General features: G+C 55.2%; 15 protein-coding genes and 1 pseudogene. 11 read left to right on the forward strand and 5 right to left on the reverse strand.

Translation table 11 applies throughout. The annotated features are described in order from the left end of the window. The 3 genes and pseudogenes from AC19YT_RS27260 to AC19YT_RS27270 all read left to right on the forward strand — a co-directional run. Positions 1 to 118, forward strand: a pseudogene (locus AC19YT_RS27260) (IS30 family transposase); the annotation flags it as partial. 101 nt (positions 119 to 219) lie between these two features. Beyond that, the gene (locus AC19YT_RS27265; protein ID WP_042928567.1) at positions 220 to 1,212 is read left to right on the forward strand and encodes a beta-propeller fold lactonase family protein; all 993 of its coding nucleotides are present in this window, start codon (positions 220 to 222) and stop codon (positions 1,210 to 1,212) included. 323 nt (positions 1,213 to 1,535) lie between these two features. After that, the gene (locus AC19YT_RS27270) at positions 1,536 to 1,916 is read left to right on the forward strand and encodes a COG4315 family predicted lipoprotein (RefSeq protein WP_005895472.1); all 381 of its coding nucleotides are present in this window, start codon (positions 1,536 to 1,538) and stop codon (positions 1,914 to 1,916) included. A 714-nt stretch (positions 1,917 to 2,630) separates the two neighbouring features. Here the strand turns inward: AC19YT_RS27270 and AC19YT_RS27275 are convergent. From AC19YT_RS27275 to AC19YT_RS27290, 4 genes are all read right to left on the reverse strand, one after another. Then, complete coding sequence (locus AC19YT_RS27275; RefSeq protein WP_048402851.1) at positions 2,631 to 3,593, reverse strand: tyrosine-type recombinase/integrase; 963 nt, start codon at positions 3,591 to 3,593, stop codon at positions 2,631 to 2,633. Positions 3,594 to 3,935: 342 nt separating this feature from the next. Next, on the reverse strand, positions 3,936 to 4,751 hold the full coding sequence (locus tag AC19YT_RS27280; RefSeq protein ID WP_141651446.1) for a hypothetical protein: 816 nt from the start codon (positions 4,749 to 4,751) through the stop codon (positions 3,936 to 3,938). 34 nt (positions 4,752 to 4,785) lie between these two features. Continuing rightward, positions 4,786 to 5,115 (reverse strand): hypothetical protein, encoded by a 330-nt coding sequence (locus tag AC19YT_RS27285; protein WP_048402847.1) that lies wholly within the window; start codon positions 5,113 to 5,115, stop codon positions 4,786 to 4,788. Further along, a complete protein-coding gene (locus tag AC19YT_RS27290) occupies positions 5,112 to 5,903 on the reverse strand; it encodes a nucleotide-binding protein (protein ID WP_228392765.1) in 792 nt (263 codons plus the stop codon). The genes AC19YT_RS27285 and AC19YT_RS27290 overlap by 4 nt, the downstream gene beginning before the upstream one ends. A 509-nt stretch (positions 5,904 to 6,412) precedes the next feature. Between AC19YT_RS27290 and AC19YT_RS27295 the strand changes: the two genes are divergently transcribed. The 6 genes from AC19YT_RS27295 (at position 6,413) to AC19YT_RS27320 (ending at position 8,510) form a co-directional block, all read left to right on the forward strand. After that, positions 6,413 to 6,670, forward strand: a complete 258-nt coding sequence (locus AC19YT_RS27295) for a hypothetical protein (protein WP_048402843.1) — start codon at positions 6,413 to 6,415, stop codon at positions 6,668 to 6,670. Positions 6,671 to 6,989: 319 nt separating this feature from the next. Continuing rightward, positions 6,990 to 7,226 carry a hypothetical protein gene (locus tag AC19YT_RS27300; protein WP_146015177.1) on the forward strand — a complete coding sequence of 79 codons (237 nt, stop codon included), beginning with the start codon at positions 6,990 to 6,992 and terminating at the stop codon, positions 7,224 to 7,226. A gap of 42 nt (positions 7,227 to 7,268) precedes the next feature. Further along, complete coding sequence (locus tag AC19YT_RS27305) at positions 7,269 to 7,508, forward strand: hypothetical protein (RefSeq protein ID WP_048402840.1); 240 nt, start codon at positions 7,269 to 7,271, stop codon at positions 7,506 to 7,508. Positions 7,509 to 7,678: 170 nt separating this feature from the next. Continuing rightward, positions 7,679 to 7,981, forward strand: a complete 303-nt coding sequence (locus tag AC19YT_RS27310) for a hypothetical protein (RefSeq protein ID WP_048402838.1) — start codon at positions 7,679 to 7,681, stop codon at positions 7,979 to 7,981. Then, the gene (locus AC19YT_RS27315) at positions 7,978 to 8,268 is read left to right on the forward strand and encodes a hypothetical protein (protein WP_048402835.1); all 291 of its coding nucleotides are present in this window, start codon (positions 7,978 to 7,980) and stop codon (positions 8,266 to 8,268) included. The genes AC19YT_RS27310 and AC19YT_RS27315 overlap by 4 nt, the downstream gene beginning before the upstream one ends. Then, positions 8,265 to 8,510 (forward strand): hypothetical protein, encoded by a 246-nt coding sequence (locus AC19YT_RS27320; RefSeq protein WP_053221387.1) that lies wholly within the window; start codon positions 8,265 to 8,267, stop codon positions 8,508 to 8,510. The genes AC19YT_RS27315 and AC19YT_RS27320 overlap by 4 nt, the downstream gene beginning before the upstream one ends. A 27-nt stretch (positions 8,511 to 8,537) precedes the next feature. Here the strand turns inward: AC19YT_RS27320 and AC19YT_RS27325 are convergent, their stop codons facing one another. After that, entirely contained in the window at positions 8,538 to 8,732 is a 195-nt protein-coding gene (locus AC19YT_RS27325) for a hypothetical protein (RefSeq protein ID WP_048402833.1), read from the reverse strand. Positions 8,733 to 9,701: 969 nt separating this feature from the next. Between AC19YT_RS27325 and AC19YT_RS27330 the strand changes: the two genes are divergently transcribed. Both AC19YT_RS27330 and AC19YT_RS27335 read left to right on the forward strand, forming a co-directional pair. Next, positions 9,702 to 10,169: a TrfB-related DNA-binding protein gene (locus tag AC19YT_RS27330; RefSeq protein WP_048402831.1), complete on the forward strand. Its 468-nt coding sequence runs from the start codon at positions 9,702 to 9,704 to the stop codon at positions 10,167 to 10,169. A gap of 584 nt (positions 10,170 to 10,753) precedes the next feature. Further along, positions 10,754 to 12,574 carry a ParB/RepB/Spo0J family partition protein gene (locus AC19YT_RS27335; RefSeq protein WP_500611328.1) on the forward strand — a complete coding sequence of 607 codons (1,821 nt, stop codon included), beginning with the start codon at positions 10,754 to 10,756 and terminating at the stop codon, positions 12,572 to 12,574. Positions 12,575 to 12,668 lie beyond the last annotated feature (94 nt).

Below are 12,668 nucleotides of genomic sequence, written 5' to 3' on the forward strand. Positions count from 1 at the left end.
GACCGTCGAAGCCGTCAATCGGACAGTAGCGAGGATCAATCTACGCCCGCGCAAGCGCTTGGGCTGGAAGACGCCGTACGAAGTGCATACAGGGGTGAGCGTTGCACTTATGTGTTGAATTCAGGACGCATAAAGTCAACTCATTGCCCTGCAGCGATGAACGAGTTGTATATGCCAAGGCGCGACTGGGTGCCTTGCTTACCCTATGAGGAAACTCTGATGAATGTGATAAAGAAAACCGTCACAGCCCTGACGTTGGGTGTTGCGTTGGCCGCATCGATGAGCGCGTGGGCCGCGCAAGATCGCTGGACGTTTGACGGCGATATTCACAACAACTCGCTGGCCGTCAGCCCTGATGAAACGACGGCGGTGGTCTCTTACAGTCAGCGTCCAGATGTAGTGGTTTATGATTTGAAAACCGGTAAGGTTCGCCAGGTTCTCACCGGCTACGTCACGCCGCGAAATATTGTGTTTTCGCCAACTGGCGATGTGTTCTACCTCTCCGACAGCAGTTTGGGGGTCGTGCGCAAGATTGACACCAAGACTTTAAAAGTGATCGCAGATATTCCGTTGGGTGCAGGTGCTTTTGGTACCACACTCAGCAAGGACGGAAGCCTGCTCTACGTCAACAATGAAGCGGCCAGCACGCTGTCGGTCATTGACCTTGATCACCAGCGGCCAGTAGCTGTGGTACCTGGCTTCTCCCAACCGCGCCAGGGCATCCGAGTAAGCCCTGACGGCAAAACCGTCTATGTCACCAACTTTCTTGGGGACAAAATTACCTTGGTCGACAGCAAGACCAATACGATTGAAGGTGAGATCACTGGCTTCAACAAGTTGCGCGCCATCTCCATATCGGCGGACGGCAATACGCTGTACGCGGCTAACAGCGGCAGTAACAGCATCGCAGTTGTCGACACTCAAAAACGCGCCATCACAACCACCGTCATGGTTGGCAAAGACCCCTACGGCGCAGCCCTCACTCCAGACGGGCTGCACGTCTACTCGGGTAACCTCGGTGACAACAGCCTTTCAGTGATCGACACCAAAACGCTGAAAGTGACCACCACTGTGACCGGTTTGAAGGCACCCCGCCAGGCCATTGTCTTCACCAAAGACAAGTCGAAGGCGTATGTCCTCAATGAGGACTTGAGTATCTCCACAGTCGATCTCGCCAGCAACAAGGTGGTGTCGACGCTCAAGGCCGACTGATTGAATAGCGCAGGCCTTCATGGGGCCTGCTGATACTCCACGACCAAGTGAATAATAATGAGTGAAAGTGATGAGTCCTGGATGATGAATCGCCGTCGCTCATTGAGATGAGCTAGTGATGCTTGACCGTGAGCGTCGCTTTGCTCAATTGAGGAAGGCACAGGGTCCGGGGGGGAGCCCAGCATTCCAGCAAAAAATGATATCGGGACGTTTTTTCTACGGAATCGAATTAACCTGTTTGTGGCTCGTCTACTGTCTGATCGCTTGCCGTTTCAAAAGCAGGTGGGTCTTCTAAAAATTAAAAATGACCAAAGGAAATACATATGTTCAAAAAGATGATTCTCACCGTCGCTGTTGCCGCCAGCTGCATGTCGGGTTTGGCGCTCGCCGATGCGCCAGTCAAGCTTGCTGAAACGGACAAGGGAAAAGTACTCGTAGACGCGAAAGGAATGACTCTTTATACCTTCGGTAAGGACACCTCGGGCAAGTCGGTCTGCAATGGGCCATGCGCTTCAAACTGGCCACCTTTACCGGTATCCGCAGACGCTAAAGCGGGTCATGATTACTCTGTCGTCACTCGAGACGATGGCACAAAACAATGGGCATACAAAGGCATGCCACTTTACAGCTGGGTCAAAGATACCAAGCCAGGGGATACAACCGGTGACGGCGTCAACCAAGTCTGGCACGTTGCCAAGCCGTAACGTCAAATAATTAATAGGCTGGCTTACGCCACTGGCTTTGTCAGTGGCGCAAACCAGAAGAATACACACCTGATATTTTCGCCAACATACAGCCGCCACGCCTCATAAATCTTTGATGGAACATTTCAACGAAAAATGGGGCCGAGGTACGGTACACCCTGGACGTATTCCCGTAACGCCAGCCTGAGGATTTCGTTTGGCCGGGAGTCTGTGACGATGCGCATGGTGGTTCCATCCAGCCGCTAGTGGACCGATATTCTGAGGCAACGCCAATTAGAACGGTAGGGCATCGTAAATATGCGGGCGAAGGTCTGCTTATGGCCGAAAGCTGCCGTTAATAAGCCGACCAACAGGCGTCGCTTTGTTGGTTGGTGCGCATGGCTTACAACTCAAACAAGGGTATGGTTTTGGGCGTATCAAACCGGCCCGCACAGCGCTACCTTCAGCATCTAACAAACGTACGCTGAGGAGTCGAAACAGTGGAGACTGAACGAGGTGTTGAGGAATGGAACGGTCGATGGTCGATCGTTGCCGGACGTGCTGTATGCACTGGCTGCATGGAAAGCCAAGCGCTGGAAGACTGCGAAAGCCCCTTTCTACATGCCGACACCTGTCCAGCCAGCGATGTGGAAGGTCATCATCCATGGGCAGCGTTGCACCACATCCTTGGCAGTGCGCGTGGGTGAGCTGCCGCTTAGGCCTCGATCACTTCAATTAATACTTCACTTTATAGGTGGGTGAATCCTCCGGCCGGTTCTCCCGCCGATCGTAGATCTTGGTCGTGCTGATGTTGGCATGACCCAGCCAGGCCTGGACCTTGGCGATATCGGCTTCATGCTCCAAGGCGTTGGTGGCTGCCGTTGCTCGGAGTCCATGAACCCCAAGGCCGTCGACCTCAATCCCGGCCTTTTTCGCGTAGGCCGTGACGACGGCATAGATGCCGTTTGCCGTGATACCGGCGCCGGTCAATTTACCTCGCAGCGGCATGAACAGTGGCACCTTCCGTTCGGCCAGATGATGCTCTGAGTTTTCCAGGTACTGATGAATACGCCCGGCTGCGATCGGGTGCAACGGGAGGTATCGCACCTTGCCGCCCTTGCCGTGAACCTTCAGATGCTGAATACCGCGGCGCTCCTGAATGTCGCTCACCTGCAGCAGCGCCGCTTCTTCACGGCGCAGTCCGTGATAGAGAAGAACAGCCAATAGCGCCCGGTCGCGCTGCCCTTTAAGTGTTGTTTCATCCGGCGCCTCGAGCAGCGCCTTCGCCTGGTGGTCACCCAACGCCGGCGTCTTGCCTTCATTGCTTTCTATCCTGGGACGTTTTACCCCATGCACTGGATTGCCCCCGGCGATCGCATTGCTCTCCAGAAGGTGATCAAAGAGGCTGGCCAGCGCCGCCAATTTGCGTCGGATCGTCGCTCCTGCCAAACCGCGATGCTCGAGCTGGGCGCGCCAGGCCAAAACATGTGATCGGGTGACCACGCGAAATTCATCGGCCGAAGCCAATCCCACAAAACCGCAGAAGTCTTCCAGGTCATTTTGGTAGGCACGTCGGGTCCGAGGGTTGTCTAGGTTGGCAAACCACTCGACCGCGGCTGGAACCTTGGCCAGCGTCTGAAATTCGACCGCAGTGAGCCGACGCTGATCATTATGTTGGGCTTTCGTCAGTTCTTGCATGTCGTCCTCATGATTGACTCGGCTGCGATCATTGGCCACGTCTATAGTCACAAAAACAACATCAAATGCCGTCTCTGGTCCTAAAGCCGATAAACGGCAATAATTGGTGATAACCTATTTTATCACCACTTATCAGGCTTGCGAGCAATACGGCGGGTTTTGTCGTGTAGTGACCGGAATTGATGAATTTGTTCATGATGCGATCACGGTGTATGAATCTGTACCAGTGATCAATTTGGCGCCGGTGTGGGCCATCATGATCACGGCCCACCGCTTAACGTGCTTTATTATCCGTTTTCTGGAGCGATGCCACCTTAGCGTACGTTTTCGCTCCACTGGACATCAGGTTGTGAACGCCCAAGTCTCGCGGGTGATGGCTGCTATGGTGACGGCCAAAGCCTCTGACGGACCCTCTGCGACCAAGCAACGGCTCCATGGTGTAGCCTCTAGATCACCGTTTTTCGGTGTTGGCCGCACGGTCACAAAGGCTTTAAATCCAGGTGAGGACTCTTCAGTCTTCACAGACCATTCGTAACTGGATTGCAAACCCCGGTAGCGTAACGACAATAACTGGATCGCATCGTCCAGCTTTTGGGTAGGTTTTAGCTGTTGAGACTGAAGCCTCAGCAGCCGTCCGATCTTGTGGTCTAACAGATCTGAACCACCCATATTCTCGCCACGTGTCAACTCCTTGAGCAGATCGTCCAATGCCCAGCGTGTATCCGCATTCGGTGTGCAACGTGCAGTTGTCACCTCTCGGATTGCCAAGTCGCGCCCATCGTGTGGTAAATCCCAGTACCAGGCAGCAGCTGGTAAACGATCGCTTTGAAGTATTCCATCCCTGTAGCTTGGCAGCTTAGGTGTGGCGATATCGACCAGCACTTGCGCTATCGCTCCGAAAACGAAGCCACCAGCGATGCTGAGCAAGACCGTACGGCTCATTTGGTCGGTGGTGGCTGTCAGCAAATACTGCCGCATGTTTTCATAGTCACCTAAGGCACCAACCAGCAGCAATCCAAACGGCATCCAAGGTGCGAGTCTGACCCCGCCAACCATCCCCTGGTGAAGAACCTGGTGAAAAGTTGGACGAGACCAGCTGTTTCCTTTGCGCTTACTCAAAAGGCTGACCACCGCAGCGTTGAGTTTCTCTACGTTCAATCTCACTGCCCTCCCCCTCCCTTATGGCCGACGCTTAACGTGGTTCTGTCTCCAGCTCACGTCGTAAGGCTGCCAAGGCCCGCTTGAGTGTTTCCCCCAACGGCTGATCGATATCGTCAGCAACGCGGTACAACTCATCCTTGGTTTCCTGCTCGCCTTTGATGTTGATCTGGACATTGCGTCCGGTTTTATGACGTCGTTTTGACCGGTCAACTGGGACTATTAGAGGGGTTACCTGTCGGCCGACAAACCCGTGTTGGTTCGCCATTTCTTCCACTTCTGCGTTGCTTTGCTTTGCTTTCTGCTCAGTGGTTGTCTTAGGTTCAAAACTTTTCAAGCTATCCAGCGGATCTACGCGACTCATGATGTGACCTTCTCTTGCTGTGGCTGGGCCTCTGAGGTGATTCTGGATATCAGTTCCCGAGCGAACGCTTCGGCGTTCTCAATAGCCTTACCGACATTGGAGACTTCGTCAGTTGGCAGCAACTCAAGCGGCTGACGGTAGGAAAACATTGCCTTGAATGCGGCCCGCTCATTCAGTTCCGTCTCAAAGAACGGAATTCCCCCAGCTTTGAAGCTCTTGCGGATATGCCTTGTATCCCGAGTCTGAATCGCTGCAGATGTGCGTGTGAACAAAACTGCGAAAGGCAGTTTGTAATCAGGTTTATGTTTCTGAATGCCTCGTTCGTGGGCCCGGATCAGCGCAAACGCCCTACTCGCCTGCTCAGCGTCCAGTTGCGAACCTTGGGTCGGTACGACCACAAAGTCTGATTCCGCGATCGCATACGCAACGATGGTGGCCGCTGTGCCCTCCAGGTCAACGATCACGAAAGGCGTCTTTGTAGCTGCGTCTGCGATCGTTTCACCGATCGTCTTGTCGGTAACGTCCGAGATGATTGTCATGTTTTTGGGGGTGTCACCGCCCTCTGACCACGACTTAATGGGGTGATTCGGGTCGGCATCAATAACGGTGACCGGTACGCGCCGTGCGATTTGCTCAGCGAGTGCCAAAGCGGAAGTGGTCTTACCCGCCCCGCCCTTAGGGGAGACGAAAACTATAACTGGCATACACAGGCCCTCAGTAGTTGGTAACCCTTGAAACCTTAAATGGATTCTTTTTGGAATTCCTTTTGAATTCCATAATGAAACCATATATGAAATCCTCTATGAATTCCATGGAATTCCAAAAGGAATCCATAAATAAATTCTTTGTGAATTCATTTAGGATACTATATTTGGATTCTATGCGGATTCCAAATGGAATTCTATTAGGGATACAATTTGGAATTCTATTTGAATTCTTTTATGATACCAGCTATGGTGTCTTTAGGAATTCCACTTGGGATTCCTTATTGAATTCATTCTGGGTGTACAGGCTTGCTCATTGCGTGTAGCTACCGGCGCTGATGGCTCTAAGAAGCAGGGGAGGGTGCCATATACAGATTTTAGGCATCCTGGACACGTAATAGCTGACACGATTTGATCGTGTCGCGCTGACGCAGCATTTCTTGCCGCGCATGCGCTTCCTGGAGCAACGTAGGTTTTGTTGGCTGGCCTTGGGCATGCCAAGGCCCGGAAAATGCCTCTAGCGCGATTGTAGGCGGTCGGTTTCACGCGTTGAACCTAAAATCAGGGCAAAATAGCCGAAAGGAATCCCGTCTATGCATACGATTGAACCTGGAAAGCTGCCGCCGCTGACCGACGCCCAAGTGCGAGCCGGTGCCCGGCCGGGGGAAAGCTGGGAGCAGGCGCGTAAACGGCTAGAAAGGGCGAATTGGGCGTGTCCGCCGGAGGCGGTGGACGAACGGGAAGGCGCCGATTATACCATTGCCGGTCCTATCGATGAGTACGAAGGCCTCGACGGCCGCCCGATTCAATGGGAGCCCGGCGAGTTGGGTTACTACGAGCTGCCGCTATAACGAACCAACTGTTAGTAAGGATCCAGAAGCGATGGCTACCTGCCTCTTTTGCATGGCTGCCCCGGCTGACTTGGGCCGTTATTGTTCTGGCTGCTATGGCCGGGTGTTCCATGAGGATGGTTCGCCCTTGGTGCTGGGCGATCCTGCTGACCCGTGGCGGGAGTTCAACGCCGAAGCAGACCGGACTATGGCTGACGCCAAGGTGCATGCGGTCCTGGCGCCTCGGATGGCGGCTCGGTGGTTTTTCCCGGTCAAGGTCGCAGCCTGGAAGCTGCGACCAAAAACCAACAACACAACACAGACTGGAAGGCCCCCCAACATGAGTACGACTGAAACCCCGTTGTTGACCCTTACCTTGGATGCCAAGGCCCAGGCCGCGCTGATGCGTAGCCTGGAAGCCTATCGGGCTTGGCTGTATGCCCCCGCCGAACAGAACACCGACAGCCTGCGGGAAGAGCGCGTGACAGCGGCGCTACGCCTGGCGGATGAGATAAGCCGCATCGCTCAACCAGATCTGGATTTAGCCCTCATCGCGGCAGCCCAGGCCAAAGGGTAAGTCCCTGGTACCGGGATTTTCACGAACAGAAAGGACCCCGCCATGCCGATGATTGAAATCGACCACCCCGACCTGCTGATGCGGGCGCGCCACAACATCGCGAATATCGTCAAGGCCGAGCGCCGTGATGAGCTGTTTGCGCTGCGCATGCACAGCCTCGGCTGGATTGCCGCGCTGCATGCCGAAGGGCTGATTAGTGAAGCGGTGGGAGGGCAATTGGCCGTCGAGCTGGACGCGACTGCGGCGGCGCGGCGGGCTGAGCTGCTGGGCGCCGAAAGGTAAGCCGCAGGACTTCGTATAACGCCGCTTGTGTTTAAAAGGCGCCCACGTTTGCCGTAGGTCTTGAGGCCTTTTTAGACCCATCGTTTACCAGTCCCCCATGGACTGGCCTACCAGCACCCCATAAAGTGGTTTTACGCACACTGACTCCACACTCGTAAAGGACGTGCCCCATGAACGACACCCCCGGACTGGCCAGCTCGCAACACTTCACTATCACCCATGACGAACCCGTTCAGGGCGCCGGTCTGCCCACAGGCTCCCTGCAGGAGGCCTGGAACGACATTTTGAATCGCATTCGCACCACTTACGCAGCTGACCTGGAGTTGGCCAGCGAATACGGCTTGGCCTGGCTCGGGGCGCTACTGCAAGCCAAAGTGATCGATCTAGCCACCTTTGAGGCGTTGCATGAGGCCCGTGTTAAAGCCTGGGATGAGGCTCAGGAGCGTTTCGCCCGTAAGGACAGCGGCCTATGACCTCACGTTACCGGCACGTCGATCCAAACCCACTGGGAACCCTTCGGGGCACCGTGGCCCGTAGCCGCGAGGTGAATGCTGTCACTGAGCGTCTGACTGCCTGGGGGGAACGTTGGGCGCTGCGTGGCGCCTATGTGCATTGCCTGGGCTGCCAGATTGGCCGCCGGCATAGCGTGGCCAAGTCCTTTGAGCATATCGAGGGCTGCACCTTGGCAGATCCTGAACAGTTGGACCCTTGGGCCACCCTTGCGGCGATCCTGGGTGACCTGCCAGCGGTGCGCCGTTGAGTGCCCTGGATTATCTGGCCGACACCAGCTTGCCGGCCGGTATACGCACTCATATTGAAAATCACCTGGTGCGCCTGGCCCGAGCTAAAGACCAATTGACCCTGAGCCTGGCCACCGAACGCGCCGAAGGCTATGTGGAAGGCGTCGAGTCAGCCCGGGCGCTGACACCGGCGACTGTCGAGGCGCTGTATGTGGCGGTCGACAACGCGGCCACGGCCCGCCAGTTGGAGCTGGAGCTTTGATTGATTGCCGACGTGCTTTGGCTGTGGCTACACGCCCTGGGCGCGAGCTGCTTTGTCCAAGGCCTCGGCCAGGAGCTGCGCCGAGATACTGAGAGCGCTGTACAGCTTGTTCAGCTCCAGACTGGGCGTGCTGGAGGTGGTGCGCTGAAACTCGGCGTACAGGCGGCGGAAGTCGGCCAGGGCATCGAGCTCAAGCGGGGAGAGGTCCAGGGTGATCGACATGGCGAATCCTCGGGGGCCGTGTAACGGAAAAAACGCAGACGAAAAAAAACCGCCTTAGAGAGGGCGGTCTTTTCGTGCAAGATCGGTTAGAGGCCGGGCTTGCGTTCTCACAAGGAGCATTAGCGTGTGCAGGAATTCTAGCGCCCGGGTACAAGCAATTACAAGGAAAAATCATAAATAACGATCTACGGGCGTTGCAAAACTGCTATTCGTCAAAAAAATCCTACCCCGTGAAGGGCTTATGCCATAAGGCTTTGAGGCAATTTACCACGTACTGTCGCTCTATACCGTCCATCCGCCGCAACACAAAGTCGATTTTTTCCATAGAATGCGAGTGTTCCGCGTTCGTCACCTTTGAGGTTGGCCGGGCCAGCGCGCGAATTTTGGACCGACTGCCACGGATTAGAGACCCGTGCCGGATACATGCAGAAGGACCATCAGCCCAGCCGCCTCACAGGGAGCATTAGCGTGTTTCTGAAGGTGTGCGTGTTCCGGTAAGCACACTGGAGGTATGGCCCAACTACGGGAGGGCCAGGTATGTCTAAGTTAAGACGTGCGTGGGACTTCGTGGTGGTATGTGTACGTGTTCATCACGTTTACGAACTGCTGCGAGACTACTTTGATGGCCTGTAAAGGCTGAGAGGTGGGCCGCTCTGGCTTCGGTCAGAGCGGTTTTTTTTGCTCAAAAAAAAGCCCCCGACGCGAAGTAGGGGGCCTCTCATTCAACCGTAGGCCCGGCTAGGCCATCGGTTGGGTGCTTCTTTCGCCCTTGTAGGGGATAACGAAAGTCACCTGATCATAATACACAGGACTCTGAGGTGTGGTTAAATTTAATTGTTTGTAGTGACAAGTGGTGACGTTTTGTTGTAAGGTTAACTTGTTCTTGGCTGTACGGCCGTGGATCACACACCAACCATACCACCCGCCATGGGGTTGATTCTCCCTGGGCAATGAACTGGAAACACCACCATGCCTGCAAATCGCAACGAAGTAGAGCTGCAGATCATGGCCGCCCAAATCAAAGTGGCCTATTCACCAGGTGAAATTGCTCAACTGGTGCGCTTGATCAGCCCCACGCCCAGTACTGGAGAAATGAGCGCTGAAGAGTTTGAGCGTGTGATGAAGGTCCTGGTTGCGCACAATAAGCGACGGCCTTACTCCGCGAAATCGATTACCGCTGCTCGGCTCGTACTGGTGATGGGGGCCACAATTTCTGAGGCAGCAGCTGAGGTTGGGTTGAATCGACAAAATGTTAGTGTGCTGATGAAGCGCATACGTGGCCACATGGAGTCTTTACCTAAAGGTTGGGTAAAGGTCGGTGAGTGGTTCCCTGGCGAGGTGGCTACACAGCTAGGGGAAATCTCGGAGTCGCTTAAAGAACTTCATGCTGCAGGTAAGCCGCTCGATGGACTTACTTTTACCATCACACTGCCTTAGCTAACGCCCTGATTCCAGGCTTCCAGCTCTGCCGGCGTTCTGCAGATCCTGGTACCGGGCGTTCCCCTGCGCTGCGCTTGGGGCCGTGCTTTCGTGCTGCGCATCGAGCCAGGCCATGAAGCCGGCCCGTCTCGACCCTTCGGGCTTCAATCACATAACGCTTCGGCCTCCGGCCGGAACGCTCTACGCGCGGGCATAGCCCGCACTGCACGCCCTTCACTGTGGCCATGCATTCCCCTCTTGTCTGCACCTACCCACCAGACCGCCCTAAATGCCACGGTACAGGGCTCAGCGAAGCCATGTCTCCACCTCAGGCACACAGAAAGGCAGCAGCAAAGCCCAAAGCAGGAAAGCGCGTCGGAGGCGGTTGGAGTGCGGTTTGTGCCGTCCTGCACTAGTGAATGCGTAGCTTGCACCGCTTCAATGCGTGGGTGGGTGAGATGATTTATTTATGGTTGTTGTAGTGACAAGTAGTGACATAAAATAGCGATGGATGTATAATAAACCCATCGGCGCCACACCGGCGCCGAAGCCCGAAACGAGCGGCGGCTACCGCTCCGGGCATCACTTGTAGGGGTTATTTCATGTCAAACGCATACAACACGGTCATTCCCTTTAACCGTCTGCGCCGCAGCGAGAGAAACGCCCGCCGTACTGGCCGCAATTCCGCCAGTTACCGAGCAGGAATTGTGTCCCTTGCAGCTTCCATCCTTAGCACTCACGAACAGACCGGCCAAGGGCTTTTGCAAAACTTGGTCGTACATGTCAACGGCGAATTCTTCGATGTAGCGGCAGGAGGTCGCCGGTTTGACGCGATCACTCTACTGGTCGAACAAGGCAAGTTTCCAGACGACTACCCCACGGCCAGCTTGGTTATCGGCGCGGATGCAGTCACGGCCGCCAGTCTGACTGAAAACTTCAGCCGTGAAGCCATGCACCCGGCCGATGAGTTCGACGCGTTCAAAGAATTGACCGAGCAGGGCTGGACCATCGACCGCATCGCGGACAGCTTCGGAGTCACGACGCTGGTTGTTGAGCGCCGCCTCAAGCTACGCGCAGCAGCTCCGGCATTGATCGAGGAATACCGCGTTGGTGAGCTGACAACCGAACAGCTGATTTCCCTGTGCGCAACGGATGATCATGACCGCCAAACAATGGTGTGGAACCGTGTTCGTGACCAGCACTGGAACAACGACCCGGCCGCGCTACGACGCGCCGTTATCGAAACGGAGGTAGATGCCAGCAAAGACACCCGTGTTGCGTTCATAGGCGGTGTGGAGGTCTACGAGCAGGCCGGTGGTGGTGTGCGCCGTGACCTGTTTGCAGAAGACGGGCAGGGCACCTTGCTATCTGACGGCGCCCTACTCGATGTACTGGTCGAGGCGAAGCTACAGGATCTGGGGGAGCAAGTGCGTGCAGAAGGTTGGGGTTGGATCGAGGTCTGGCCGAAATTTGATTACACCCAGTTTGACCGCCTAGGGCGGGCACCAAAGAAACTGGCCGATTTGTCAGCAGAGTCAGCCGCCCAGCTTGAAGCGCTGGAAAAGGAACTGGAAGACACACAGACCGCCATCGAAGGCCACGTGGAGGCTGGGGACGACGAGCAGGCCGAGGCACTGGATGAGCGCGTTGACGCGCTGGAGGCTGAAATACTGAAAATTCAGGCATCCAGAGAAGGATTTGCCCCGGAAGTCATGGAGCATGCCGGCGCGATCATCAGCATGCACTATGGTTCGCTGCGCATTGACCGGGGGCTGGTCCGTACCGCAGATCGTGCCAATGTCACTTCCGCCCTGGGAGAAGGGGAGCGCCTTTCAGGTGGCCGGGAAACTGAACCCGCAGGGCGTAAGGGCAACACAATCAGTGACGCACTGCGTCGCTCTTTACTTGGGCACCGTAATTTAGCCGCACAGTTTGTAACGGCAACTAATCCCAAGGCCGCAAAAATTCTAATTGTCTGCAAGTTCGTTACTGACACGCGCAGTGATTGGAGTGGTTCACCAACGGACATGGGTATCAGTAGCGGTTACGGTGCCCGCACAGGTTGCCCGATTACTGATGAAGCAGGGCAAGTTAAACAAGATGAGTTTGTTGCACTCGGTGATCAATTGGTCGAGGCGTTGCCAACGGCTGATGGGGACTTGTGGGATGCTCTTACAGCATTAAGTGATGCGGAGCTAGATACCCTGTTGGCATTTGCAGTCGCTCGGTCTGTAAGTCTGTCTATTGAGCCAAAAGAACTTACAGAGAAGTATGCTCAAGCGCTCAATTTGAAAATGGAAGATCATTTTATTCCTACCGTTGGTAACTACTTGGGCAGGGTATCCAAAGAATTGATCATAGAGGCGTTGACCGAGGCAGGAACAATAAAGGGGGCGGCCGCAAAAACTGAGTGCAACACCTGACCTTTCCGGTACGGTGCTGCCACTATGTCCTATCACGAACTCAGTATCCCCGAACGTGCGACCCTTCAACTCGGCCTTGCCCAAGGTTTCAGCC

Source organism: Pseudomonas sp. MF08875, assembly GCF_059862525.1.